Annotated in this window: 25 protein-coding genes; 14 read left to right on the top strand and 11 right to left on the bottom strand. The window is 44.5% G+C overall.

Translation table 11 applies throughout. From position 1 onward, the window contains the following. Positions 1-198 precede the first annotated feature (198 nt). Positions 199-675, top strand: coding sequence for a peroxiredoxin (locus tag OCV50_RS23150; RefSeq protein WP_261905342.1), 477 nt, complete (start codon positions 199-201; stop codon positions 673-675). A gap of 230 nt (positions 676-905) precedes the next feature. Here OCV50_RS23150 and ahpC read toward each other — a convergent pair whose 3' ends face one another. From ahpC to OCV50_RS23130, 4 genes are all read right to left on the bottom strand, one after another. Then, positions 906-1,463 (bottom strand): alkyl hydroperoxide reductase subunit C, encoded by a 558-nt coding sequence (gene ahpC / locus OCV50_RS23145; RefSeq protein ID WP_032553653.1) that lies wholly within the window; start codon positions 1,461-1,463, stop codon positions 906-908. A 214-nt stretch (positions 1,464-1,677) separates the two neighbouring features. Beyond that, positions 1,678-2,847, bottom strand: coding sequence for a MerR family transcriptional regulator (locus tag OCV50_RS23140; RefSeq protein WP_261905341.1), 1,170 nt, complete (start codon positions 2,845-2,847; stop codon positions 1,678-1,680). Between the two features lie 59 nt (positions 2,848-2,906). Continuing rightward, entirely contained in the window at positions 2,907-3,413 is a 507-nt protein-coding gene (locus OCV50_RS23135) for a GNAT family N-acetyltransferase (protein ID WP_261905340.1), read from the bottom strand. A gap of 196 nt (positions 3,414-3,609) precedes the next feature. Further along, complete coding sequence (locus OCV50_RS23130; protein WP_261905339.1) at positions 3,610-4,053, bottom strand: DoxX family protein; 444 nt, start codon at positions 4,051-4,053, stop codon at positions 3,610-3,612. Positions 4,054-4,350: 297 nt separating this feature from the next. On the opposite strand from OCV50_RS23130, the gene OCV50_RS23125 reads away from it, so the two are divergent. Continuing rightward, the gene (locus tag OCV50_RS23125; protein WP_239842583.1) at positions 4,351-4,842 is read left to right on the top strand and encodes a VOC family protein; all 492 of its coding nucleotides are present in this window, start codon (positions 4,351-4,353) and stop codon (positions 4,840-4,842) included. Between the two features lie 128 nt (positions 4,843-4,970). Here OCV50_RS23125 and OCV50_RS23120 read toward each other — a convergent pair whose 3' ends face one another. Continuing rightward, positions 4,971-5,993: an ornithine cyclodeaminase gene (locus tag OCV50_RS23120; protein WP_261905338.1), complete on the bottom strand. Its 1,023-nt coding sequence runs from the start codon at positions 5,991-5,993 to the stop codon at positions 4,971-4,973. A gap of 173 nt (positions 5,994-6,166) precedes the next feature. Between OCV50_RS23120 and OCV50_RS23115 the strand changes: the two genes are divergently transcribed. After that, positions 6,167-6,595 carry an Lrp/AsnC family transcriptional regulator gene (locus tag OCV50_RS23115; protein WP_239842585.1) on the top strand — a complete coding sequence of 143 codons (429 nt, stop codon included), beginning with the start codon at positions 6,167-6,169 and terminating at the stop codon, positions 6,593-6,595. A 246-nt stretch (positions 6,596-6,841) separates the two neighbouring features. Continuing rightward, positions 6,842-7,840, top strand: a complete 999-nt coding sequence (locus OCV50_RS23110) for a hypothetical protein (RefSeq protein ID WP_261905337.1) — start codon at positions 6,842-6,844, stop codon at positions 7,838-7,840. 650 nt (positions 7,841-8,490) lie between these two features. Here the strand turns inward: OCV50_RS23110 and OCV50_RS23105 are convergent. From OCV50_RS23105 to OCV50_RS23085, 5 genes are all read right to left on the bottom strand, one after another. Further along, a complete protein-coding gene (locus OCV50_RS23105) occupies positions 8,491-9,540 on the bottom strand; it encodes a nickel/cobalt transporter (RefSeq protein ID WP_261905336.1) in 1,050 nt (349 codons plus the stop codon). Between the two features lie 41 nt (positions 9,541-9,581). Continuing rightward, positions 9,582-10,304, bottom strand: a complete 723-nt coding sequence (locus OCV50_RS23100) for a DUF1007 family protein (RefSeq protein ID WP_390905180.1) — start codon at positions 10,302-10,304, stop codon at positions 9,582-9,584. Positions 10,305-10,542: 238 nt separating this feature from the next. Beyond that, a complete protein-coding gene (locus OCV50_RS23095; RefSeq protein ID WP_239842598.1) occupies positions 10,543-10,950 on the bottom strand; it encodes a hypothetical protein in 408 nt (135 codons plus the stop codon). Positions 10,951-11,037: 87 nt separating this feature from the next. After that, a complete protein-coding gene (locus OCV50_RS23090; protein ID WP_239842599.1) occupies positions 11,038-11,244 on the bottom strand; it encodes a helix-turn-helix domain-containing protein in 207 nt (68 codons plus the stop codon). 10 nt (positions 11,245-11,254) lie between these two features. Beyond that, the gene (locus OCV50_RS23085) at positions 11,255-11,803 is read right to left on the bottom strand and encodes a DUF2975 domain-containing protein (protein WP_261905334.1); all 549 of its coding nucleotides are present in this window, start codon (positions 11,801-11,803) and stop codon (positions 11,255-11,257) included. Positions 11,804-12,110: 307 nt separating this feature from the next. On the opposite strand from OCV50_RS23085, the gene OCV50_RS23080 reads away from it, so the two are divergent. From OCV50_RS23080 to katG, 3 genes are all read left to right on the top strand, one after another. Continuing rightward, positions 12,111-13,016: a 2OG-Fe(II) oxygenase family protein gene (locus OCV50_RS23080; RefSeq protein WP_261905333.1), complete on the top strand. Its 906-nt coding sequence runs from the start codon at positions 12,111-12,113 to the stop codon at positions 13,014-13,016. 304 nt (positions 13,017-13,320) lie between these two features. After that, a complete protein-coding gene (locus OCV50_RS23075) occupies positions 13,321-14,016 on the top strand; it encodes a VC0807 family protein (RefSeq protein WP_239842602.1) in 696 nt (231 codons plus the stop codon). A 315-nt stretch (positions 14,017-14,331) separates the two neighbouring features. After that, positions 14,332-16,533: a catalase/peroxidase HPI gene (katG, locus tag OCV50_RS23070; RefSeq protein WP_261905332.1), complete on the top strand. Its 2,202-nt coding sequence runs from the start codon at positions 14,332-14,334 to the stop codon at positions 16,531-16,533. Positions 16,534-16,628: 95 nt separating this feature from the next. Here katG and OCV50_RS23065 read toward each other — a convergent pair whose 3' ends face one another. After that, positions 16,629-18,938, bottom strand: coding sequence for a molybdopterin-dependent oxidoreductase (locus OCV50_RS23065; RefSeq protein ID WP_261905331.1), 2,310 nt, complete (start codon positions 18,936-18,938; stop codon positions 16,629-16,631). Positions 18,939-19,265: 327 nt separating this feature from the next. Here OCV50_RS23065 and folK point away from each other — a divergent pair, with 327 nt between their 5' ends. The 7 genes from folK to OCV50_RS23030 all read left to right on the top strand — a co-directional run bounded on the left by folK (position 19,266) and on the right by OCV50_RS23030 (position 24,606). Beyond that, positions 19,266-19,763: a 2-amino-4-hydroxy-6-hydroxymethyldihydropteridine diphosphokinase gene (gene folK / locus OCV50_RS23060; protein WP_261905330.1), complete on the top strand. Its 498-nt coding sequence runs from the start codon at positions 19,266-19,268 to the stop codon at positions 19,761-19,763. Positions 19,764-19,875: 112 nt separating this feature from the next. Beyond that, complete coding sequence (folX, locus tag OCV50_RS23055) at positions 19,876-20,253, top strand: dihydroneopterin triphosphate 2'-epimerase (protein ID WP_239842608.1); 378 nt, start codon at positions 19,876-19,878, stop codon at positions 20,251-20,253. 11 nt (positions 20,254-20,264) lie between these two features. Further along, positions 20,265-20,903: a GTP cyclohydrolase I FolE gene (gene folE, locus OCV50_RS23050; protein WP_261905329.1), complete on the top strand. Its 639-nt coding sequence runs from the start codon at positions 20,265-20,267 to the stop codon at positions 20,901-20,903. Next, entirely contained in the window at positions 20,900-21,616 is a 717-nt protein-coding gene (gene folM, locus OCV50_RS23045; protein WP_261905328.1) for a dihydromonapterin reductase, read from the top strand. Before folE ends, folM begins: the two co-directional genes overlap by 4 nt. 403 nt (positions 21,617-22,019) lie before the next feature. Continuing rightward, positions 22,020-22,370: a phasin family protein gene (locus OCV50_RS23040; protein ID WP_004738385.1), complete on the top strand. Its 351-nt coding sequence runs from the start codon at positions 22,020-22,022 to the stop codon at positions 22,368-22,370. Between the two features lie 80 nt (positions 22,371-22,450). Further along, positions 22,451-24,208, top strand: a complete 1,758-nt coding sequence (gene phaC, locus OCV50_RS23035) for a class I poly(R)-hydroxyalkanoic acid synthase (protein ID WP_261905327.1) — start codon at positions 22,451-22,453, stop codon at positions 24,206-24,208. Then, a complete protein-coding gene (locus OCV50_RS23030) occupies positions 24,208-24,606 on the top strand; it encodes a MaoC family dehydratase (RefSeq protein WP_239842612.1) in 399 nt (132 codons plus the stop codon). Before phaC ends, OCV50_RS23030 begins: the two co-directional genes overlap by 1 nt. Positions 24,607-24,608 lie beyond the last annotated feature (2 nt).

The following is a 24,608-nucleotide window of genomic DNA, read 5'->3' as shown; positions in this document are numbered from 1 at the left end:
ACCTACCTATTCTGTTTCTAACCTTCAACGGTCATTAACTTGGAGAAAACACTTAAGTAAACACCAAGATATCGCGAGTGATGCGGATAGTCTATGACTCACTTTTTAGTAATACTCTCAATCCCTTACTTTCTGTCGGTGGTTCAATTCAGTATTGCTCGCTAAACTGCTAGAACAAACACAACAAGGAAAGCAAAAATGATTCAACAAGGCCAAACATTACCAAACGCCACTCTTAGTGAACTGACCCATGGAGGAATGCAGAATCACGCGACCGAAACGCTTTTTGCAAATAAGAAAGTGGTACTTTTTGCAGTCCCAGGTGCTTTTACACCAACATGCTCTGAAGCCCACCTACCTGGCTATGTCGTTTTAGCTGATCAGATCAAAGCGACAGGCGTTGATGTAATTGCATGTGTATCTGTAAACGATGCGTTTGTCATGAATGCATGGGGTAAAACACACAACGCTTCTGAGATTCTGATGCTTGGAGATGGTGACGCGAGTTTTACCAAAGCGCTTGGATTAGAAATGGATACCGCGACATTTGGCGGCGTGCGCTCTCAAAGATACGCAATGATCGTGGAAAATGGCGTAGTCACTCAGCTTAATGTTGAAGAGCCAAAACAATTTGAAGCAAGCAAAGCTGAGACAATTTTAGCTGCTTTGAAATAACAAGAAAAAAACCACTCCTAAATCCATAGGAGTGGTGTCGAATTTTCGACAAGGTTCTAACAAGAACGTGTTGGACAGAGGGAGAACTCACGCTCCACCGTCTAAGTTACTTTCGTAAAACTAAGTGGACAAAACTCAATGTCATGGTAGAGCGAAAGGGATTAGGGTGGCGCACCAAAGCCCTTTAGGAGGCAGGCTGAGGTGCGCCTGTAGAATCGGTTAGCAGATGCTTAGATCTTACCTACTAGGTCTAGAGATGGTGCTAGTGTCTCTTCGCCTTCTTTCCATTTTGCTGGGCAAACTTCACCTGGGTTGTTTGCAACGTACTGAGCTGCTTTCACTTTACGTAGTAGGTCTTCAGCGTCACGACCGATGCCTTCAGCAGTGATTTCCATTGCTTGGATAACACCTTCTGGGTCGATTAGGAACGTAGCACGGTCTGCTAGGCCTTGGCCTTCACGCATTACGTTGAAGTTGTTTGTGATAGTGCCTGTTTGGTCACCTACCATGAAGTACTCGATAGTACCGATTTTGTCAGACGTATCGTGCCATGCTTTGTGAGAGAAGTGTGTGTCTGTTGATACTGAGTAAACTTCAACGCCGCGAGACTGAAGCTCTGCGTATTTCTCTTGTAGGTCTACAAGTTCAGTAGGACATACGAAAGTAAAATCTGCTGGGTAGAAGAAGAATACTGCCCACTTACCTTTCACGTCTTGCTCTGTGATTTCTACGAACTCGCCGTTTTTGAATGCTGTTGCGTTGAATGGTTTGATTTCTGTGTTGATCATGATTTTACTCTCTCAATAATTCGGTTGTGTTTGCGCTCTCTTGCGCTGTTGGGGTTATATTGCAACGAATCTTGAGAAGGGTAAATTTGGACTTTTCTATCAATCTAGTAGGTAAAACCTATCAAAGATGATTTGAACAAAAAAAGCGGACCATACAGTCCGCTCACAAATACTTAGCTTCCACATCGAGGTGTTAATAGACAAAACTGACGGATCAGTTTCTAGCCAGTACAAACATGTGATAGCCAAACTCATTGGCTCGTTGGGTACATAAGTTGACTTCATGTTTGATGTCTTTAAACGCCGCCGATTCGGCCATTTCTGGTTCAAGCTCTGCGACTCTCTGACTCAATGGGGCGTAGTAGTTCAACCATGCCTCTTCACTCATTGGAAAATGGTCGACAACCTGATACCCCGCTTTGCTCATCTGTTCTATGCGCGTTTGTACCAATTGAATATCTGGGTACTCTTGGTTCCAAAACTCTATAGACGCCTTACTTGGAGACTCAGTGCGCCACACCATGTCGCTGATCATAAGGTAACCATCGTCGCTCAACAGGTCTTTCCATGCAGAGAGAGCTTTCTCTACACCCATGATATACGCACTGCCTTCAGCCCACATCAAATCAAAGCTTCGTTTAGCAAACGGTAGTTCGGTCATACTCGAACATTCCGTTTCGAGACGCTGAGACAGGCCGAGTTGCTCAAATCGCTCCGTTAATCTGTCTAATGCCGATTGTTCATTATCAAGCGCGGTAATTCTCGCATTGGTCTGCTGCGCTAATACTTGAGTGGCTAACCCTTTACCACAACCAATCTCGAGGATGTTAGTCGGCTTAGTCGGTACTCGCGACAGTGCTTTCTTCGTTTCTTCTTCACTGCCTGGCCCCCATCGCTCTAGCGTTTCAAATACACGCATAAAGTCAGCCATATAGAGATCATGTTCGTTCATATCTTTTGATAACCATTTCAATCGCAAGGCTTCTTTCTCACTAAAGCCTTGCTTCATTAACCAGTCAAGATGAGCATCTGGTGCCAGTTTATCTAGCCCTTCATGCCATGCCTTTAAGTCGCCCTCTCCAAGCATCGCTGCCAAAAGAGTTCGCGACTTTTGCTTCTGCTCAATCTCTTCATCCAAAGCCTTAAGTCGATTCTGAAGCAGTTGCCTATCTACCTTGGCTTCAAGGCAAATCTTGCACTCTTGCAGGGTCAAACCACCAGCTTGTAACTGTTGAATCAAACGTACACGCTGCACATCTTTGTCACTGTATACGCGATACCCATTCTCTAGTCGTCGACCAGAAATAAGGTTCTGTTTCTCGTAATAAAGTAGTGCAGTACGAGACAGCCCTACTTGTTTTGCCAACTCAGATATTTGATACATGGTTTACGCTCATTTTTTAGCTTCTGTTAACCACTTTAAACTATGAAGTTATAGACAAGTCAACCATAGAACGCTGAGTGATAGCTCACTTGCCCCACAGGGATTTCACCATTGAATGATAACGCTAGGAAGTACTCTGCTGGCACACCTGATAAGGTCAATTCTGGTTGTGATTTGAAGCCAAATCGGCCGTAATATTGCGGTTCACCGAGTAAAACAACGCCCTCAAAGCCTGAGTTTTTAACTTGTGAAAGTGCTTCACGAATCAATGCACTTCCAACACCTTTACCTTGATGTGAGGGCGCAACGGATACTGGACCTAATCCCAACCATCGGCTGTCGTTTCCATCAATCATGACTGGAGACAAGGCAATGTGTCCGATGAGTTGCTCTCCTTCCTCGTAAACGAGAGAAAGCGTTAATGCATTGGCTTCTCGCAGCCTTTTCACGATCAAATGTTCAGTCGGTTTTGCACCCGGTTCGTGATGAGGATGATTTTCAAAGGCTTGATAAGTCGTCGATTCTATGTGATTTAAATCTAGCTCTGTTTCATGTCTAATGTTCATATCTTTCTATCCAATTAATAGGTATCCGCACTCAATACTTCGACGTCAGAGTGCTTTCAATAATCAAACTATAAAGTGTAAAGCTATAGACAGGTCAACATTGATTATCAACTTTTTATTTATCAGTCGACCAGAATGAAGATAAAAAAGGCGCTCAAATGAGCGCCTAGGTAAACATTGAGTTCGAGCCAAAAATTTAAATCAGTTTCTTAGCTAGGGTTTGGTCAATTGCTGCCTTACCTGCACCAGAGAATGCTAGAGATACACTTGCGGCTAGCAGTGCTAAGCCAAACTCGTAACCGTTGTTTGACATAAACAAACCATTTTCAAAATGAACCGCAAAAATGGCAACTAACATCGTTACTGCTAGTGCAGCTGCAGCCGGACGAGTGAGCAACCCTAGAAGAATAAACAGACCACCGACAAACTCTGCACTGCCCGCCAAGAACGCCATCAACACCCCAGGGCCTAGACCAATTGACGCCATCCACTGCCCAGTACCTTCTAAGCCATAGCCACCAAACCAACCAAACAGTTTTTGCGCACCATGTGCCATAAAGATGATACCAACTGGTACTCGCAGTGCCAGAGCACCAAAGCCAGCGTTTGATTGTGCGAGTTTTTGAATAAGTGCTTTCATAGTCATGTCCTTAAAGTTATTTGATCAATATGAGGTGGTATATCAATCCTCCCTCAGCTGTTGATGAACAGTCTATGTGGCATGACCAACAGAAAGAATCCTGCAATTTTGATGCATTAATTCAATTTTTTCGAACAAGATTTATTGAACTTTTCCTCAATTACAAAATAACAAAAAATTATCATTAATATAATTTATGATAATTTCATTTAATTAATCGAATGCCCTAATATTCTCCCCATCGAAGCGAAACGCTGAAAACAAGACAAATTATCTAGACAGATTTTGGAGCAGAATATGAAAATGAATCACGTTGGTATCATGGTTGGCGATATGGACAAAGCGGTAGAGTTCTATACTAAAGCCCTTGGCCTTCGCATTGTAATGAACAACACTAAAGTGATGGAAGAACGTGAAACAGCAATCGGCCGTATGTGTATTGCTGTGTTTGGTGAAGGCTTCAAAGGCTTCAACATTGCGCACCTAGTAACATCAGATGGTATTGGTGTGGAACTATTTGAAATGGTTGACCGAGAAGAGCGTCATAACGTTGATTTCTCTCGCCTAGGTATCTTCCACTTCTGTTTACAGCTACCTAAAGAACAGTTTGAATCAGCAATCAAACGTGTTGAAGAGTTTGGCGGTAAAGTTCGTATGGATATTCACCGTTACCACCCAGAAGACGATTCTAAGCAAGCACAAATGGTTTACCTAGAAGACCCGTTTGGTAACCTATTTGAGTTTTACTCGCACTCTTACGAAGACACTTACGCTTCTGACTACGAGTAATTAGTTGCCCAGAAGTGAGAACATTTTTAATGCCCATTAGCGATTATTGCTAATGGGCATTTTTTCATTGAATTATGGCACCGGGAAACGCTAGAAGGCGGTGACATTTAAGCACTATAGATGTCGAACTATTGAGTCGATTTCATTAGGCCAAATAGATCTTTCGGATTGTTCATGTGCGGAACTAACTCTATCGTTTCGCCAAAACCGAGCTCAGTAGCAAGGTCATAGATATAACGCAGTACTGAAAGGTCCTCGAGTGCAAAGCCCACCGAATCAAAGATAGTGACCTGTTGCTCGCTTTCTCGTCCAATGCTCTTACCTGCAATCACTTCCCACAATGGATACACTGGGTACTCAGCTGGCAATTGTTGGATATCCCCTTCAACGCGAGTTTGCGGCTCATGTTCTATGAAGATCTTGCCATTAAGCAACACATCTAGATGCAACTCGGTTTTACCTGGGCAATCCCCACCTACTCCATTTATATGCATGCCCGGCTCGACCATATCAGGTGTCAGGATCGTCGCATACGCCTTATCAGCAGTGACGGTTGTTACGATATCTGCACCATTCACGCAAGACTTTGCGCTGTCCGCCTTGATCACCTTCAGATCAGGGTAAGCCTCAAGATGCGAAGCTAGCTTCTCCATCGCTTCAACATCAATATCGAAAATACGTAACTCTTTGATCCCTAAAATGGCATGAAAAGCGATGGCCTGAAATTCACTCTGTGCACCACAGCCAATCATCCCCATCGACTGACTGTCTTTTCTTGCCAACGCCTTTGCCGCCATCACTGAAGTTACTGCTGTACGTAGAGCGGTCGAGATAGTCAGTTCGGACAGCAGGCGTGGGTAACCCGTCGCCACCTCAGACAAAGCACCAAACGCCATCACGGTTGATAGGCCCTGATTTGGATTAGATGGATGCCCATTCACATATTTGAAGCCATATAAATTATGATCTGCAACGGGCATCAACTCGATAACCCCAACCTCGCTGTGCGCTGCGCTTCGCGCCGACTTATCAAACTCTGGCCAGCGACAGAAGTCTTGTTCCATATATCCAAGCAAATCTGCCATAAAAGTATCAGCACCTTGCGCATTTACCAGACGGCCTAGTGCTTGTACATCCAAAAATAGTGTCATCCAACAGCTCCTCAATCTCTTATTATTCATATGCATACTGCGAGTGAAGATAGTCTAGACGCGACTTGAGCCAACAAAAAGACAGAAAATTGCACAAATATCTACCCATAACTGGCGTTTTGATCGCATCATTTAACAATATGTCAGTGGATAAGCGAATCAGGAGAAAAGGTGTGAGCAACCTAGATGATAAAGACCGCGAGCTAATTGCCTTACTGAGAAAAGATGCGCGCATGCCAGTGGTCAACCTTGCAAAGCAGCTCAAAGTATCACGCGCTACGGTACAAAACCGGATCAGCAAGCTAGAGAAATTAGGAGTGATCCTAGGTTATACCGTCAAACTGAGCGAAGATACGGAGCAGAGTCAGGTCGAAGCAATCATTAGCATTTGTGTGGCGGCTAAGGATGAGAACAATGTACTTAAAAATCTGCAAAGTTTTCCAGAGGTATTGAGCGTGTACCACACTAATGGGAAATGGGATCTGATCGCTAACCTACGTAGCCAAAATCTATCAATGTTAGGTGGGGTGCTAGGTCGAATACGTTCTATCGAAGGCATCGAACAGACTGAAGCCAATTTACTCATTAACAAAATATTCTGATCGACAAACAACACAGCGCATAACGCAACCATAAGGGGCAACCATAAGGGTGCGTAATACGGCTTTGGACAATTCTGAGTCAGTGGCGTTGCTAAATTGGCGATGGGTGGGTAATTCCAGATTTGGAAAGTCTTTTAGTTATGTGCAATAAACTTTGATTAACGGTTTTACTGAAATAGAGAAATCTGAAACACTTTGGTTTTTGAGGCGACCCTCAGCCATTTAATTTGAAGAACCTATATTCCCATGTCACTGCAGAAACTTATTCGCTTTAGCGATGCCAAATTAGGTACTATCTCACTTTGTATCTTAAGCCCCATTATCGCCGAGTATTTGTTGGGTATATGGTCACTTAGGCAGCTTTCATCACTCCTATTCTTAGTGCCTTTTTACGGCTGTGGTGCGTTGCTTGTGAGAGAAATTGCACGACGAAGTCGAAGTGGCTGGGTTGGAGTTTTCACGCTTTCTATTGCGTTTGGTTTAATAGAAGAGGGGTTGTTAACTCAAACGTTTTTCAACGCAGATTACTATCACGCAGGATTACTATCTTTTGGCTATATCGAGTCAATTGGTACGTCACCATTCTGGATAATATATATTCTTGGACTTCATAGCCTTGGCAGTATTTGTTTACCAATATTAATGGTTGAATTGCACTTGGGTAGTTCAGAGCGGAAAAAACCTTGGTTAAACTGGCCATCCTTTGTCGTATGTACAACTCTCTACTTTGTGGCATCAGCATCCATTTTCCTTGGAACCCAACAGGCCTTTCCCTATGAAAGTACGTTGCTACAAAAATTAGCCGTTATCGCGGCCATACTAGTTTTTTTCGCTCTCGCGCTTGTTAGACCTAAAATCGCCTTAAAACGTAACAACAGACGTGTTAGCAACATACAGGTGTTTGTCACCACTACACTTTTGGGCATTGTGTTTTTCGGTCAACACTATTGCATGTACACGCTTGGTCTGAGTGAGCATTTTGTTGCGTTTTCAATGCTGTTTATCTATCTGCTCGGAATGTACTTTATATTGCGCTGGAGTCAGTGCGAGAATTGGCGTGACGGCCAACAGTATTCAATGGTGTTAAGCTTGCTAGTGATTTATAGCGCATTGGGACTCTATCAATTCTCTAAACATACGACAGCGCTTGGGCATGACATCAACTATGTCGATACAGCTCTTCAAGCCATGTTGATATTGGCCTTAATTATTCCGATATTAAGAAAAATTAAATCGCTTGCTTAAAGTATGACGTCTAAGGAGCTAGCTTGGAGTGGGGCATTTTCGAATTCAAAAGTGCCTCGAGTCAAAATCTAGGCCAATAAAGCGTCTGGGCAATTGTGTATTAGTGCCCGTGTTAAATTAACCAGTCATGAATAATTACAGGTAGGCGAAGAAGAAGTCATATTAAGACGCGCGGTCAGTAAAGCCGCGCTAGTCCAAAGGTGTGATTCAGTTACTAATTAAGTGCAATTACGTGAATTCAATGCATCGAGCTTCGTAATTTATCACTGCGGGCGAAAGTAAACATCAAGACAAAACAGAAGAGTAGTAACCCTGACGAGATTTGTAAGGTTAACAAGCTTTCAGATACAAGAGGTAACGCCAATGAAAAAATGCATAGTGCTACGATAAATATTTCGAAAGCAGCGCCTATAAATGAATAATTATGACGAAAAAGTGCCCATCTATAACTCATTGATAACTCCATTATTGAGTTTAGTTAAAAAAAGCGAAGGAGCATGCTCCTTCACTTTTTTCGAGGTTGATAAACAACCCCAAGCTGAGTGGGTACTTTATAAAAATACATCTATAATATAAATACTTAGAATCAAAAACATAGACATAGCGCATATTGCGTGTCCGTTTAAAACGCCTCTATTTGTTCAATAACACTACATCGTAAAGACAGGCGACATGCCGCTCTCTTGTCCATTAAGAAGAAGAGTTCCAATAACGATAAGTAACATGCCACCAAACAGCTGCAAGTAATGGCCCGCAACTCTCCATGTGTCATTACCGATTTGATTACCTACAGATAGATACCGTTTTACTAAGTGCTTTCCTGTAAGAGTCATTATGGCGATCAGGGATGTGGTCAGTGCCGTACCGGCAGCCATAGCCAACGCACTCAATACACCCATCCAATACAGGCCAACAACATTGGCAAACAGAAGAACCATAACCGCACCAGTACAAGGTCTTACACCAATAGTAACGATAATCCCGGCATACTCTCGCAAGGTGGAAGCTTTATTAATCGCTTCTGCGTCGGCGACATGCTGATGCCCACATCCACAACCTGCGTGATACGTGTGAGCTATTGGCTTTTGTATGCTGATCGAGTTTAAGGTTGGCGCTTGCATTGTTAGCGGAGACTGCCCACTCGTTGGAAGGACAGTGATGGCTTTCACTTTGAGCTTAGGCTTGCGCATAGTTTTATAGATGTTGCGGAGCGCTTTCCAACAAATCAGGGCTCCAACTGCAGCAACCAAAGCAAAACTCAATAAAACAAACATATTTGCTTTATCATTCACAACACGCATCGAGGCGTTAAATCCCCAAATCAAAACACTAACTAGCAGAATAGCTACCAATGCCTGTAGCAACGCTGACACCACTGTAAGCACTAAACTTGCCTTGACCTTTGTGGGATGAGTTGCCAAGTAGGTAGATACAATCACTTTACCATGCCCAGGCCCAAGTGAATGAAGCATACCGTAGACGAAGCTAAAACCGATCAAGTAACTCCCCGCCGCCCATGGTGAATACTTTGCTTCATAGAGCAAATCGGCAAGTTGGGCGTTTACTTCTTTCTGCCACTGAATACTCGATAAAACCAAAGATGGCCACATTGTCCAAAGTTGGTAAACACCAACAATCACAAGCAGTGCAGCCCCGAGACCAATCAGACAATAGTTTGTTTTAAATTGATTTTTCTGCATTGGATTAGAACCTGTAATTCTTCATCTGTTACTACACAACATCAATGAGAACCAGTGACAATGGCGCAGTTGAGTTTAATAGTTTGGGTAAAGAGCTGACCTAAGGTGTTGTCAGGGTCGGCTTCAACCGATAATGACATTGCGTAACTCATCTGCTCTGGAGTCGGGTTCGGTTCCACCAACGTCAGTGAGCATTGTCTATCCAGCTCAGGGGATAAGCTGACATCACTCTTAGAGTCCCACGACATATCGACAAAATAGCTTGGGTCAAAAATAAGTAGGCGTAACGTATCTCTCGTCACTGCCTGAGGCGTAGAGAGCGGAAGATCGAACGTCATCACTAATTTCGCTTTATCTCGTTTAAACTTGGCGTTCTCAGCAATGGCGTATCTTATTGGCGTTTCGCCCTCATAAAAATAAGTGAAGTAATGCTCAAACATCATGTTGTCTATCACGGATGAAGCAAGCTTCTCAAAAATCTCTTCTTCACTTTCTGCGGCGATATCTTCACCATCGAGCATATACATAGAAGTCATGGCGTCAAACGACCATTCCATCGACAGTCCGGTGATCATCCCATCTTCCCCCTCTATGTGGGTTTTCATTTCGATCCAGGAATGGGGGTGAGCTTGTAAGCTCGGGGCAAAAGGAAGCAATGCAAAACAAAGGAAAACAATGCTTTTAAAACGAGCTTTAAATAAACGATCGATGAAGCGAGGCAGAATGTGCGAAAAGGAATGGATAACGAAAAGTTGAAATTTCATGGCTAACATATACGGCTTTACATAATGTTATAATATAACAGTTACAACAATGTTCACACCATTCATTCCTCTGTGAAACGTAACGCGATATGACAAAGTTGCCAAAACTAGAAAGACTAATACTAAAAAAGCCACTTATTTATCTTCATATCAGATAAATAAGTGGCTTTTCGAACGACTTAGAACAGGTGCTAAAGAGCAGGGTTTGCTCTTAGACCAGCATCAATATACGTTGAAACTATCTTTTCTTTCCCTGCTGAACCAATTTCTCATGCCAAGCGGTACTTCCATCTCGCTTGCTCACTTCATATTCGGCACAGAATTGAGAGATGGTCATATTGTTATCTCCCGTCGCTAACTTAAGCGCCAATTGAACTTGTTGAAGCTTACTTTGCAATCGCAAAATTTGCCCCGCGTTCGGACTCTTTTCCTTTGCGTACTTTAATGCCGCGTGTTTACGTTCCGCCGCACCTGCTCTTCGGTCTGCCTCGCCTAACAGAAACTTTAACTGACCAATCGTCTTTCCTTTCTTAAAAGCGGGTTCAAGCAGCTCAGCGCATTCGTCGAAAGTTGGGTTTTCAACGTATGGGTCAATTTTATGAGCTTGCTGGCGCATCCACTCTAGCGCTAATTCTTCATCTGACATCGTGAAACCTTGGCGAACAAAAGAGGCATATAATATCGCTCATTAAGGATGGGCTGCAACATCGGATTGTTGTCACAGCATTCGCCCTTAAGTTGCTTGGTAAGCAATGATGTCTCCAGGCTGGCACTCTAAGACTTCACATATCTTCTCTAGCGTACTAAATCGTATCGCCTTCGCCTTACCGTTTTTAAGAATCGATAGGTTCTGTTCACTGACGCCAACCTGTTCTGACAGCTCTTTCAAACGCATTTTCCGTTTTGCCATCATTACATCAAGGTTAATTACTATGTTCATGCTCCGCGCCTTAGATCGTGTGTCTTTGCTCATCAGCAATTTTTTGAGCTTCATTCATAACGTATGAAATAACCAATACAATCATTCCACAAAACAGTGTAACAACATCTAAGCCTGTAAAGCTAATAGATAAAATGCGCTGACCGGGAGGATTGTTAAAACTCAATACGACAGAGATGAGCCCACTATAAACAAGACCACCAAACGCCCAGTAAAAGAAACTCAACCCTAATTTGCGATAGTACTTAACCGTTTCAACAGTAAACACTTCGCTCGCTTCATAACTTTTAAAGAGCTTAGTTAAGATCAGAAGCGCATAGAAAATAACACCGCAAGGCAGCAGGCTGACGATTAGAGCCCAAAATCGTGTCTCGTTCGATAGCGGTTGAGATGTGTAGCTAGATATATCATGACTAAACTGAACAATGCCGGTTGTCGTTAGGAAGTCCCAAGGTGTTTGGACAAATGCCCAAAAGTAAACCATTGATAAAGGAAGCAGCAGCATCAAGGCTTGCAAGATCACTCTAATCTTTCGGCTGTATCTCTGAATATCTTTCATATGAACTCTCCAATATATTGGTATGCAGGTCAGATTATAACCACCAAGACCAAATAAACAATAAAAAATTATCGTTTATCATTAAATTTAGCATTTAAAACGATAATTCATGGTTTAAAGATAAGCTTAATGAAGACTAATTCACCGAGTTGAGAGGCCGAATTTACGACTTATTCCACTCTCCATTGACATTTTCAATCATCTTTTTCAACTTTTTGTTGATAGTGTTTCTATAAAACCCCCATTTATCTACGAATTGATAAGTAATAAGTTCGTTCCATAAGAAAACGGAATAGGAAATGGAACGATGACACTGAACCAATTACAACAAGCTCGAGATGTACAACGTCCAACACGCGAAGCGATGTTACAACGAGCGCCTGAGGTCCATGCGTTTTGGAGTAACAATAGAGCACTCTTTAAAAACGCATGGGATGAGTGGGAAAAGAACCAGAGCTTAGCTCCATTAACAGAATCACTTATCGATCATAAATTACGTGATGCTATCAATAATTCGTGGGCTGAACCCACCAAAGAAAATGCCGTCAAAGAGTTAATAAGCGAAGTTGCGCCTGGTGTTTATAAGTTTCAATTTTTCGATGTTGATAGCATCAAACAACTACGTAGCTATTTGTCATCAGCGGCGAGTGCAGACATCCCACTAAGACCGCCTTACGGCATTGCGTTGAATCGAGGTGGTGCAATGTTGGATGAACGTTCTGAGGGGTACCTAGCTGCACCAAATTTCCAGACGTTTTATCGTGAAATGTTGGATAAGTACATGAGACCAATTGCGCGACTGTTGTTCCCAGAAATTATTGGTTATGACGCGCAAACTTTTGGCTTCTCAATACAGTACCAACCGAATACGGATACTTCTTTGAGAATGCATACTGATGCGTCTTCGGTGACATTGAACATCAACATGAACCTTCCCGAAGAAACTTTCTCTGGGTCTGAAGTCAGCTTTTACGACCCGACAACAGGAGGCCTAGTAGACCAAACCTTTGAGCCGGGTGTGGCGTTGATCCATCGAGGACATGTACCACACGCAACCCACCCAATCACGCAAGGTGAGCGTTCAAACTTAGTGCTGTGGCTATATGGAAATCGTGGACAAATTCCGATGCAGGGTGCGAGCTATACAACGATTGATGCTACCCAACGTTGGACCACGCCTACCGACAAACCTGACACATTTGCTCCTTTCTAGCCAATAGCTATTAGTTAACAGATTCCAGTGGCCTCATTCTCAAAAGGTGGGACTGCCTAAATGGTAGAAGATCGTACCCAACTGACAGAAGCAAGATATTGAGAATAATGGCCACTGTATTCCTTTGTCATAACAACTTTTACCCCAGTTTCCTTGCCTGACTCGCCAGTTTGTGGCTCAATGACCGCAAATATTTCATAACTCGTTACACAACGCGACGCATGAACACTTTACATCTGCTGCCATGCAATCGAAACTTCTAATGAAGTAACTAGCAGTGACATAACAGAGTCAATAAAGCATTATGAACAACACGACCGAAAAAAAGTCGAATCCCCTATTCGAGATCCTTTTTAACGTATTTATCCCATCTTTTATCTTGATGAAGTTTAGTGGTGAAGAGCACTTAGGTACTGCCATGGCATTAGTTGTGGCGCTGCTATTCCCTGTCATTTACGGTGGTATGGATCTGATCCGCAACAAGAAATTCAATTTCATCGCGGCTCTTGGTTTCATCAGCGTTTTATTAACGGGTGGTATTGGCCTACTTGAGCTGGATACTCGTTGGTTAGCCCTTAAAGAAGCCTTGATCCCCGGCCTTATTGGCTTAGCGGTATTGGGTTCAACATTCACTCGTTACCCATTAATGCAAAAAATGTTGCTTAACGACAGCGTGCTTAACTTGCCACTCATCAATGAGCGTCTTGAAGCAAACGGAAAAAAACAAGCTTTTGATCGTTGCTTGATGTCTTCAAACTACCTATTTGCAAGTACATTCGCCTTCTCTTCGGCGATGAATTACTTCTTAGCGACATGGATTGTAACCAGCCCTGCTGGCACAGCAGCGTTTAACGAGGAGCTTGGCAAGCTCACTCTTTACAGCTACCCAGCGATTGCAATCCCAAGCATGCTGATGATGTTTGGTATTTTTTACTACATCTGGCGTCAAGTACGCGCAATGACTCACTTAGAAACCGAGCAAATCTTTCACACTAAGTAACGGTTTCATCTGAACAACAAAACGCCTCAAGCGGAACAATTCGTTTGAGGCGTTTTTTTATCTAAGACCCCACTCACCTGCCACCACTCTTCACAAAAGAGATCAATAGGATTTTTCTATCAAAGAAATAGAAATAAGTGATCTGCTTTTTTACCGCTTTGATGCCATTCTTAATACATAGACACATAACCACATTTATTTTATGGTTATATTAATTAATAATACAAATAACTTTAACTGGATAGATAATCATCCTTTCATGAATCGTATCTAAGGTTGGTTGTTAGTTAACTTCGTCGCATTCAGGAGATAGATATGCACGGTGAGCAAAATGGTAATGCGGGCAAATGCCCAGTAATGCATGGCGGGAACACAACCCTTGGTGGTAAAGCAACGAAAAACGTCGATTGGTGGCCTAATCAATTGAACTTGAAAATCCTCCACCAAAACGACACCAAGTCGAATCCGCTTGATGAAAACTTCAATTATGCAGAAGCGTTTAAAGCACTAAATCTGAAAGCAGTAAAAGCCGATCTTGAAGCTCTAATGACAGACTCTCAAGATTGGTGGCCAGCCGACTACGGTCACTACGGTCCATTCATGATCCGTATGGCATGGCACGCTGCAGGAACATATCGAACTTCAGATGGACGTGGGGGCGGTAATACAGGTAACCAACGCTTTGCTCCACTCAACAGTTGGCCAGATAACGGTAACTTAGACAAAGCACGTCGTCTTCTTTGGCCTATCAAGAAAAAATACGGTAACAGCCTTTCATGGGCAGACTTGTTTATCTTGGCGGGTAACGTTGCAATCGAATCAATGGGGCTACCTACCTTTGGTTTCTCTGGAGGTCGCCAAGATATTTGGGAACCAGAAGAAGACATCTATTGGGGTGCTGAAAGCGAATGGCTAGGTGACGAGCGTTATTCCGGCGAGCGCGATCTTGAAAAACCATTGGCAGCCGTGCAAATGGGTCTGATCTACGTAAACCCAGAAGGTCCAAATGGCGAACCAACCATTCTGGCGTCAGGTCGTGACATTCGCGATACATTCGCTCGTATGGGTATGAACGACGAAGAAACAGTAGCACTGGTTGCTGGCGGCCATACCTTCGGTAAAACGCATGGTGCAGGCCCTGAATCGGCTATGGGACCCGAGCCAGAAGCTGCGCCACTTGAAGAGATGGGCTTCGGTTGGAAAAACAGCTTCGGCAGTGGTAAAGGTGACGATACAACCACCAGCGGTATTGAAGGCGCTTGGACGCCAAACCCAATCCAATGGGATAACGGCTACTTCGACATGCTATTTGGCTACGATTGGGATCTAGTGAAAAGCCCAACAGGTGCATGGCAATGGGAGCCGATTGGAGTCACAGAAGACCATATGGCGCCGAAAGCGCACGACGCTTCTGTGAAAGTGAAAACCATCATGACCACAGCCGATATGGCGATGCGTATGGACCCAATCTACGGTCCAATTTCGAAACGCTTCCACCAGAACCCGGAAGAGTTTGCAGATGCGTTTGCTCGCGCCTGGTTTAAATTGACTCACCGCGATATGGGTCCGAAGAGCCGTTACTTGGGTGAAGAATCTCCAGCTGAAGATTTGATTTGGCAAGATCCGCTGCCAGCAGCAAGCTTTGACACACTATCAGACAGCGATATCGCAGAACTTAAACAAGCGATTCTTGCAACGGACTTAACTGTATCCGAACTGGTTTACACAGCATGGTCAAGTGCATCAACATTCCGTGGTTCAGACTTCCGTGGTGGTGCAAACGGTGCTCGCATTCGTTTAGCACCTCAAAAAGATTGGGAAGCAAACCAACCAGAACAACTGGACAAAGTTCTGACCAAACTTGAATCCGTTCGTTCTGCATTCAACACCAATGACCGTGGTATTTCTATTGCTGACTTGATCATCCTAGCGGGTAATGCTGCGATTGAAAAAGCAGCTCAAGATGGTGGTTTCAGTGTTGAAGTGCCATTCTCGACAGGCCGTGTTGATGCCACAGATGAGCACACAGACGCCGAATCTTTTGCAGTTCTTGAGCCAGAAGCAGACGGTTTCCGCAACTTTGCGAAAAAACTCTTCACAGTACCTGCAGAAGAGATGCTACTTGATAAGGCACAACTACTTGGTCTGTCAGCACCAGAAATGACCGTACTCATCGGTGGTCTGCGTGTGCTAGGCGCGAACTACAACAATACCCCTCACGGAGTGTTGACCGATAAGGTTGGCGTTTTGAGCAATGATTTCTTCGTGAACCTTGTTGATATGGCGACTGAGTGGAAGCCTGTTTGTCCAAACAACAGTGCTTACTTAGGCACAGACAGAGCAACAGGTGAGAAAAAATGGACGGCAACACGCGTAGACCTTGTCTTCGGTTCTAACTCTCAACTCAGAGCACTCGCTGAGCTTTATGCATGTGACGACGCGAAAGAGAAGTTTGTAAAAGACTTTATCGCGGCATGGACGAAAGTCATGAACGCAGACCGTTTTGACCTGAAATAAGCTTTAGGTTAAGGAAGACAAAGGGTAGCATTTCGCTACCCTTTTCTTTTAGTTCATCAGGATAATCGCACAACACAAGTCAGCGCGGAATTTCGCTACTCGGCTGACATCTCCGGCGAGTCAAATACTGTGATCTCCGGCAAATCACCCTCAAATTTCTCTATATTGACCAACGCGCTGTGAGCGGCAGTACTTTGTGACAGCTTCGATGTCCGTTTATCGTGAGTGAGAACATTCGGGTTACCATGCTTATCAAGGCTGCCTTTTTCACTTGGATTCATCGGGTCATACCATGAACCAGTACACAGATAGATGGTTCTTTCTCGAATGTCTTCAGTCACAACCGCACCCGCTAGACACTCACCTCGTTCATTAAAGACCTTAACGATATCGCCGTCTTCAATGCCTCGTGCCTTCGCATCTACCGGATTGATCATCACTGGCTCGCGCCCTTTAATCTTGGCATTTCGGCTGTAACTACCGGAGTCAAGTTGGCTATGCAACTTAGTTTTCGGCTGTCCTGAAATCATATGAAGCGGGAAGGTTTCCGCTTGTTTTGATTTCAACCATTCCGTCGGCGGTAGCCAGGTAAACTGCCCTGGACAATCATCGTATCCAAACGAGGCAATACGTTCGCTGTAAAGCTCGATCTTACCGCTTGGTGTCGTCAATGGATGCAAATCTGAGTCTTGTCTAAATTCTGCAAGCAATACGGTGTCTGGGTTCGGATCCGCGAATTCGATAACGTCCCCATTCAAAAACGTTTCAAAATCGGGAAGATCAACACCTAAGTTTTTCGACTCAGGGATAAGCTTTTGCCACATGCTCTCAAGCCATTGACGTGAGGTCTTGTTTTGCGTGAAGTCCTCTTCGATATCCAAGCGCTTTGCGATCTCGGTGAAAATATCAAACTCGTCACGAGCTTCGCCAACGGGCTCAACGACTCTAGGCATAGGGATCAAGCTATTGTCACGAGAGCCCGCACCGATATCTTCTCGTTCAAGTGTTGTCGTTACCGGTAATACTATATCGGCAAACCTTGCCGTTGATGTCCAGTTGATTTCATTGACAATGATGGTTTCAGGTTGCTGGAATGCCTCAATTAAGCGGTTAATGTCTTGATGATGGTGAAACGGATTACCACCAGCCCACCAAACCATACGAACATCTGGATACGTCAGGTTCATACCGTTGTATTGATACTCTGCCCCTGGGTTAAGCAACATATCGGAAATACACGCCACCGGAATAAACGCATCGACGTTATTTTTACGCTGTGGGAACGCAGGCCAGCGAATAGGACGATGCATCAATCCAATCCCACCGTCAGAACCGTAGGCGATAGCGTAGCCACCGCCAGGTAAGCCAATTTGACCAAGCATAGAAGCTAGTGTGATCGTTCCCCATAGTGTCTGCTCACCATGCTCTGTTCTCTGAACCCCTGCCGCTGTGCAGATAAAGGTGCGAGATTTGGCCATCTGACGAGCGAGCTTCTTAATACGTTCTGTAGGAATTTCTGATAAAGCACTCGCCCACTCTGCGGTTTTTGCGACGCCGTCTTTCTCACCAAGCAAGTACGCCTTAACTTCATCAAATCCAACCGTATATTTGTCGAGGAATGCCTTGTCATGAAGATCTTCAACGAGCAAAGTATGCGCAAGCCCCAACATGAGAGCTGAATCAGAGCCAGGGACTGCAGCCAGCCATTCTGCTTCAATTTCTGCCGGAGAATCTGAACGACACGGATTAATGTCTATAAACTCTACACCCGCTTTGCGACAGGCGAGCAGTTCGTCTTTCAATCGGTGACGTGTACAACCGCCAGGAGACACTTGAGCGCTCTTAAGTGGCACACCACCAAACATAACGACCAATTCGCCCTCTTTGGCAATCGTTGACCAGCGCGTTGCAGTAGAAGTTAGTTTATTAAAGTCACCAACAATATGTGGCAACAGAACAAGCGCCGTGTTGTAGCTGTAATTGCCTTCGCTACTTACAAATCCACCAGCACAGGTTAAGAAACGCTTAAGCTGGCTTTGAGCATGGTGAAAGCGGCCAGCGCTACCCCAACCATAAGAGCCACCGAATATCGCTTCGTTGCCGTGCTCATTACGAGTGGATTTCACCGATTTACTGATAAGGTCGAAGGCTGTTTCCCAAGAAACCTCAACAAAAGGCTCTTGGCCTCGTGTGTTGTTTTTATGTTGTGGCCCGTTTTCAAGATAGCTCTTACGAACAGCCGGTTTCTTTATTCTGGCAGCTCCATAAAGAGAGCTGTGCATGTTGTCATTGATAGGTGAAGGGTCCGTATCAAGTGGGTGTGCACTGACGCGAACTAATTTGCCGTCCTGGACCTCTGCAATCCCTGCCCCCCAGTGACTGGAGGTTGTGTACTTTTTCGTCATATTGCTACTTATTAAATGATTAGATCGCTGCTATCTCCGCTGTATTGGCTCGCAACGTTTGTCACAGATACCTAACAGATAGATACCTAACAGAAGGCTTTGTCTGAAGTTTACCCTTGTGGAACACAATTGTTCCAGACCTCATTCAGGATATTTCAGAATACGTTATGACCAATAATCCAGTGAGTAAAGACAAGACCCAAACAAGATGGTTTTAATTGCATCGAAGCCTTATTTTCTTTGACTCTATAGACACCCAAAAGATACATCGCTGATCTTAACTACCAATTGAAACGTAACTGGTTGCCTAAAAAGGAAGAGATGACTATGGCCACCGTTTATCTAAGCATCGGAAGTAACATCAACCGCGAACATCACACCACAGAGGCTCTCAAAGCTCTGGAGGATAGCTTCGCCCCTCTACAGATATCTAGGTTCTACGATTGTGTGCCTGTGGGTTTTGAAGGTGACAACTTCCTAAACCTAGTCGTTGGGTTTGAATGTGACCTACCTGTGGCAGCGCTTGCTAAAGTCCTGCGTCAGATCGAATTAGATAATGGTCGTCAGCGCGAGACCAAAGCGTATGCAGCGCGAACGATGGATATCGACATCCTCCTCTACGACGATCTGGTCGGCATCATTGATGGAGTGGAACTGCCTAGAGGTGAAATCACAGAGTACGCCTTTGTGCTTCGACCACTCGTCGATATTGCGCCCCAAAAACGCCACCCCACTTTAGATATTTCCTTTCAGCAGCTCTGGGATAACTTCGACCAATTGAGTCAGAAAACCAACCCCATCCCTTTTAAGCTCGATTTCACATAGCTCTTGTAAACACTTTGAGAAGGACGCTGACCACTGAATCGCCTGAGTTTTATTGATCTTTTATCAAAACAAGCACGTAAGTGACTTCACTTTCTAAGGATTGGACATTGTCATGAATCACAACGCCATTATCACCATTACAAACCTCAGACTAAGAACCTTCATCGGCTTCAACGAAGAAGAAAAAACCAAACAGCAAGACATCGTTATCAATGCAGAAATCCACTATCCAGCAAACAACTTGTGTCTCGCTGATGATGTGGACAACGCGCTCAACTACAAAAACATTTGCAAGAAGATCATTCAACACGTCGAGTCTGGACGATTCTTGCTTCTAGAAAAATTAACCAGTGACGTACTTGGCATCTGTATTGACCATTCGTGGGTACGATACGCTCAAGTGAGAATCGACAAGCCTCATGCACTGCGTTTCGCAGATTCTGTTTCGCTCACCCTGAGCTACGAAGCAGACCAAGACAACAATTCATAAGGAGTGAGGCAATGTTAAGCACAGAAGCAGAAAAAGTAAGAGACGCCTTGCTCGCCAAAGGGCTTGAGACGCCAATGACACCGAGCGAAATGAACAGTGATCAAAAATACAATCGCATCAAAGGACTGCTAACTGAAGTAGTGAGCACACTAGGGTTGGACCTAACCGATGACAGTCTCGCTGAGACCCCACATCGTATTGCAAAGATGTATGTCCACGAAATCTTTTCGGGGTTAGACTACAACAACTTCCCTAAAATCAGCGTCATAGATAACAAAATGTCGGTCGATGAAATGGTTAAGGTATCCGACATTGACTTAACATCGACGTGCGAACACCACTTCATCACCATTGACGGTTTAGCGCAAGTTGCCTACATCCCTGAATCTAAAATACTCGGGCTGTCCAAAATCAATCGTATTGTTCGATTTTTCGCTCAGCGCCCGCAAGTGCAAGAGCGCCTGACGCAACAAGTCTTAGTCGCGATACAGACTCTCGTTGAGACAGAGAACGTTGCTGTGACCATCAAAGCCACTCACTACTGCGTGAAATCCAGAGGCGTTATGGATGCCAACTCTGAAACTACGACAACTGCATTAGGCGGAATCTTTAAGACTAACCCTCAAACCAGAGCAGAGTTTTTACGATGAGTGAGACGATTCTAATAACCGGCGTGGGCAAACGTCTTGGGTTCGCGCTAGCACAGCAACTCTTGTCGGATGGATACAAAGTGATCGGGACGTACCGAAGCGACTATCCTCAATTGCAACAACTGCGCGACAAAGGGGCTGACTTGCAACTGGTAGATTTTTACCAGCCAAGCAGCCTAGAAGGTTTTCTTCATTATGTTGGTGAAGAATACCGGGCACTTCGAGCGGTCATACATAACGCGTCTGATTGGAAGCCCGAAAACAAGCAAAACCCGAGTGAAAACGCTCCACAAATCATGAATCAGATGATGACGGTTCATGTAACAGCACCTTATTTGGTTAATCTCGCGCTCAAAGAACAACTAATAGCTGGTGATACAACCTCAGACATCATCCACATCAGTGATTACGTCGCGGAGAAAGGCAGCAAAAAACACATCGCGTACGCAGCAAGTAAAGCTGCGCTCAACAACCTAACGCTTTCGTTTTCTACCATGCTGGCTCCCAAGGTGAAGGTAAACACCGTCTCTCCGGCTATGATTAAATTCAATGATCATGATGACGACGCATACAAAGCTAAAGCTCTGCAAAAGGCCTTAATTCCCGCGGAGGCAGGCTTTGAAGAAGTGATAGCGGGCATCAAGTATGTGTTGGCCAGTGACTACATGACAGGGAGAACGTTGCACCTTGATGGCGGCAGACATTTGAAGTGAATTCTCCGTCGACGGGTTACAAAGCTCCCCGAAAGAGCTCATATCCAAAAACCAACACGACCGATCCAGACCTCACAGGACACGCTAAACTCAGTCAGTCAAAGTGACCGTGCTCACATTTTCGCCAATTCATCGACTGAATTAGGCAAGCTGTATAAAACGCGGCTCATATCAAACACCCCTTGGATCCACCCACCTGTTTAGGGGTTTGAGCACTTAAACAGAAAATTCAAACAAATGTTTAAATCCATCGATTTTTGGAGCAATTTTCCACTCATTTAACAGGATGACTTTCGCTTTGATCTTGATCAATATGTTAACTGTTGCGCAACATTTCGAACAATAACTTGCATGGGAAGTGAACACTCACTTCCCCTATTTGCTTAGTACAAGGAATGAAACTATGTCTACTCAGGAAACATTTAAAGCCTTCACGTCACAGCTAGAGTCTGTAACTAACCCGTTCTACAACTTCAATCAGCTAGTAACAAAAAACATCGAGACACTGACCAAGATTCAACTTGATAGCCTGCAAGCATACAGCGCGCTTGGCAATGAATCTTTGCAAAGCCTCGCATCATTAAAGCAGCCGCAAGACATCCCTGCATACGGCTCAAAACAGATGGAAGTGGCAAGTAAAATTTCACAGCAGCTAATGGAAGATAGCCAAAAGCTGACTCAACTTGGTCAAGATTTTAAATCTGCCGCTGATGAGCTGACGGCTTCTGCGGTTAAAACCGCGAAAAGTGCTTAATTTATTGTTTGTCGGTTGATGGCGAAGCACAACAATCAGCATCGCCATCTCTCAGCATCACTTCTTACAAGGATGTCAGAATGGAAAATAAATCGCCCTTTGAAGGTATGATGAATCTTATGTCCCAATATGGGCAAGCATGGATGGACAACCTAAGTCAGCCAACACAATCCACACTGATGAAAACCCAATCAGAAGACTTTTCAAAGTGGGCAAATTCAATGGTGCAAAACCCAACTAATCTGGTCGAACAGCAGATGAATTGGTGGACACAACAAGTCAGTCTGCTCAACGATTGTATTCTTGGCACCCAAGAACAAACCAAAGAGACCGATCGCCGCTTCCGTGACCCAGCTTGGAACGATACACCGCTTTATCGCTACATCAAAGAGAGCTACAAGCTTGCCTGTGACAACATTCAGCAATCAGTAGAAAACAGTGAGGACTTGGATGACGAAACCAAAACACGCCTCTCATTTTTCACTCGTCAGTACCTCAATGCCATGTCGCCAAGTAACTTTGTTGCGACCAACCCCGAGATACTCAAGCTAACCATGGACAGTAACGGTGAAAACCTTATCCAAGGAATGAAGCAGTTTCGTCAAGACTTAGAGCAAAGTGCCGACATCCTCAACATTCGCATGACGGATAAGAACCAGTTCACTTTGGGTGAGAACATTGCTTCGACTCCAGGAAAGATCGTGTTCCAAAATGAGATGTTTGAGCTGATTCAATACAAACCAACCACAAAGCAAGTCTATAAACGTCCAACACTGATCGTACCGCCCTTCGTGAACAAGTATTACATCATGGACGTTAACCCCGAGACCTCTTACGTAAAATGGTTGGTCAGCCAAGGTCACACGGTGTTTATGATCTCTTGGGTAAACCCGAATGCACAAATGCGAGATGTCGACTTCGGCAACTACGTTACTCAAGGCGTATTACCCGCGCTTGATGCAATTGAAAATGTTACCGGCGAGCGCGAAGTCAATGGCATTGGCTACTGCATTGGAGGCACAACCTTAGTCGCAGCCATGGCTTACCTCTCCGGCAAACGCCGCAAGCAACGCATTAAGTCGGTCACTTTACTCACCACCATTCTCGACTTCACTAAACCCGGTGAGCTAGGTGTGTTCATCAATGACCCAATCATCAGCAGCATTGAAGCACAAAACAACCAACGCGGTTATATGGACGGTCGCCAAATGGCAGTGTCATTTAGTCTGCTCCGTGAAAACAGTCTGTATTGGAACTACTACATCTCCAACTACTTGAAAGGCGAAAGCCCAATGGCGTTTGACCTGCTCTACTGGAACTGTGACAACACCAACGTGACCGCCGCGACCCATAACCAACTGCTACGTCAGTGCTATCTTGAGAATCGACTCGCCAAAGGCGAACTGGTGATAGATGGCGTGACTATCGATTTGGGTAAGGTTAAGTCACCCGCCTACTTCCTATCTGCCATTGATGATCATATCGCCCTGTGGGATGGCAATTTTGAAGGCACTAAACTATTAGGTGGAGACAATAAGTTTGTACTTACGGAGAGCGGGCACATTGCTGGGCCAATGAATCACGCCGACTCAAATAAATACGGCTTCTGGACCAATGAGAATAACGACCAAGCACCTTCTCAATGGCTTACAAGTGCTGACAAACATCAAGGCTCATGGTGGTCACATTGGCAAAGCTGGGTTGATGAGCGTAACTTCTCTGAAATGATTCCAGCTCGTGAACTTGATGGTGAACTCGACGCACCGGGTAAATACGTGAAACAGCGCATTCAAGATGTCATCGCACAAGAAACAGAAATGGAAAAGGAGTCCGCGTAATGAAGCCAGAAATCGGCCAGACTGCCACCATAGAAAAGACCCTAGATAAACAAACCGTCGAAGCGTTTGCGAGCGTCTCGGAAGATAATAACCCAATCCACTTAGATGAAGATTTCGCTAAAACCACGCAATTTGAGCGCCCCATCGTACATGGCATGCTTGCATCTAGCCTTATCTCTGGCCTATTGGCCTCAAAAGTACCCGGAGCGGGCAGCATCTACTTAGGACAATCCTTGAAGTTTGTTCGCCCTATCTTTGTCGGCGAAACCGTCACCGCCAAGGTCGAAGTCACTAGCGTACGCGACGACAAACCCATTGCAGTAATATCGACTCAGGTATTGAACGCGAACGGTGAAGTCGCAGTCGACGGCGAAGCAACGGTGATGTACTCCGTTTAAGC

It is taken from the genome of Vibrio fortis, from assembly GCF_024347475.1.
Lineage (GTDB): Bacteria > Pseudomonadota > Gammaproteobacteria > Enterobacterales > Vibrionaceae > Vibrio > Vibrio fortis.
Note: the sequence above shows the minus strand (reverse complement) of the source record. Positions and strands in the feature narration are given on the sequence as shown.

Coding starts and splice junctions, on each gene's coding strand:
- OCV50_RS23125 (WP_239842583.1), top strand. CDS start 4,351: ATGAAAATGAATCACGTTGGTATCATGGTTGGCGATATGGACAAAGCG.
- OCV50_RS23095 (WP_239842598.1), bottom strand. CDS start 10,950: ATGTCAGATGAAGAATTAGCGCTAGAGTGGATGCGCCAGCAAGCTCAT.
- folE (WP_261905329.1), top strand. CDS start 20,265: ATGTTAAGCACAGAAGCAGAAAAAGTAAGAGACGCCTTGCTCGCCAAA.
- ahpC (WP_032553653.1), bottom strand. CDS start 1,463: ATGATCAACACAGAAATCAAACCATTCAACGCAACAGCATTCAAAAAC.
- folK (WP_261905330.1), top strand. CDS start 19,266: ATGGCCACCGTTTATCTAAGCATCGGAAGTAACATCAACCGCGAACAT.
- OCV50_RS23130 (WP_261905339.1), bottom strand. CDS start 4,053: ATGAAAGCACTTATTCAAAAACTCGCACAATCAAACGCTGGCTTTGGT.
- OCV50_RS23135 (WP_261905340.1), bottom strand. CDS start 3,413: ATGAACATTAGACATGAAACAGAGCTAGATTTAAATCACATAGAATCG.
- folX (WP_239842608.1), top strand. CDS start 19,876: ATGAATCACAACGCCATTATCACCATTACAAACCTCAGACTAAGAACC.
- OCV50_RS23030 (WP_239842612.1), top strand. CDS start 24,208: ATGAAGCCAGAAATCGGCCAGACTGCCACCATAGAAAAGACCCTAGAT.
- OCV50_RS23090 (WP_239842599.1), bottom strand. CDS start 11,244: ATGAACATAGTAATTAACCTTGATGTAATGATGGCAAAACGGAAAATG.
- OCV50_RS23080 (WP_261905333.1), top strand. CDS start 12,111: ATGACACTGAACCAATTACAACAAGCTCGAGATGTACAACGTCCAACA.
- OCV50_RS23110 (WP_261905337.1), top strand. CDS start 6,842: ATGTCACTGCAGAAACTTATTCGCTTTAGCGATGCCAAATTAGGTACT.
- OCV50_RS23075 (WP_239842602.1), top strand. CDS start 13,321: ATGAACAACACGACCGAAAAAAAGTCGAATCCCCTATTCGAGATCCTT.
- OCV50_RS23040 (WP_004738385.1), top strand. CDS start 22,020: ATGTCTACTCAGGAAACATTTAAAGCCTTCACGTCACAGCTAGAGTCT.
- OCV50_RS23085 (WP_261905334.1), bottom strand. CDS start 11,803: ATGAAAGATATTCAGAGATACAGCCGAAAGATTAGAGTGATCTTGCAA.
- OCV50_RS23105 (WP_261905336.1), bottom strand. CDS start 9,540: ATGCAGAAAAATCAATTTAAAACAAACTATTGTCTGATTGGTCTCGGG.
- katG (WP_261905332.1), top strand. CDS start 14,332: ATGCACGGTGAGCAAAATGGTAATGCGGGCAAATGCCCAGTAATGCAT.
- OCV50_RS23140 (WP_261905341.1), bottom strand. CDS start 2,847: ATGTATCAAATATCTGAGTTGGCAAAACAAGTAGGGCTGTCTCGTACT.
- OCV50_RS23150 (WP_261905342.1), top strand. CDS start 199: ATGATTCAACAAGGCCAAACATTACCAAACGCCACTCTTAGTGAACTG.
- folM (WP_261905328.1), top strand. CDS start 20,900: ATGAGTGAGACGATTCTAATAACCGGCGTGGGCAAACGTCTTGGGTTC.
- OCV50_RS23065 (WP_261905331.1), bottom strand. CDS start 18,938: ATGACGAAAAAGTACACAACCTCCAGTCACTGGGGGGCAGGGATTGCA.
- phaC (WP_261905327.1), top strand. CDS start 22,451: ATGGAAAATAAATCGCCCTTTGAAGGTATGATGAATCTTATGTCCCAA.
- OCV50_RS23100 (WP_390905180.1), bottom strand. CDS start 10,304: ATGAAATTTCAACTTTTCGTTATCCATTCCTTTTCGCACATTCTGCCT.
- OCV50_RS23120 (WP_261905338.1), bottom strand. CDS start 5,993: ATGACACTATTTTTGGATGTACAAGCACTAGGCCGTCTGGTAAATGCG.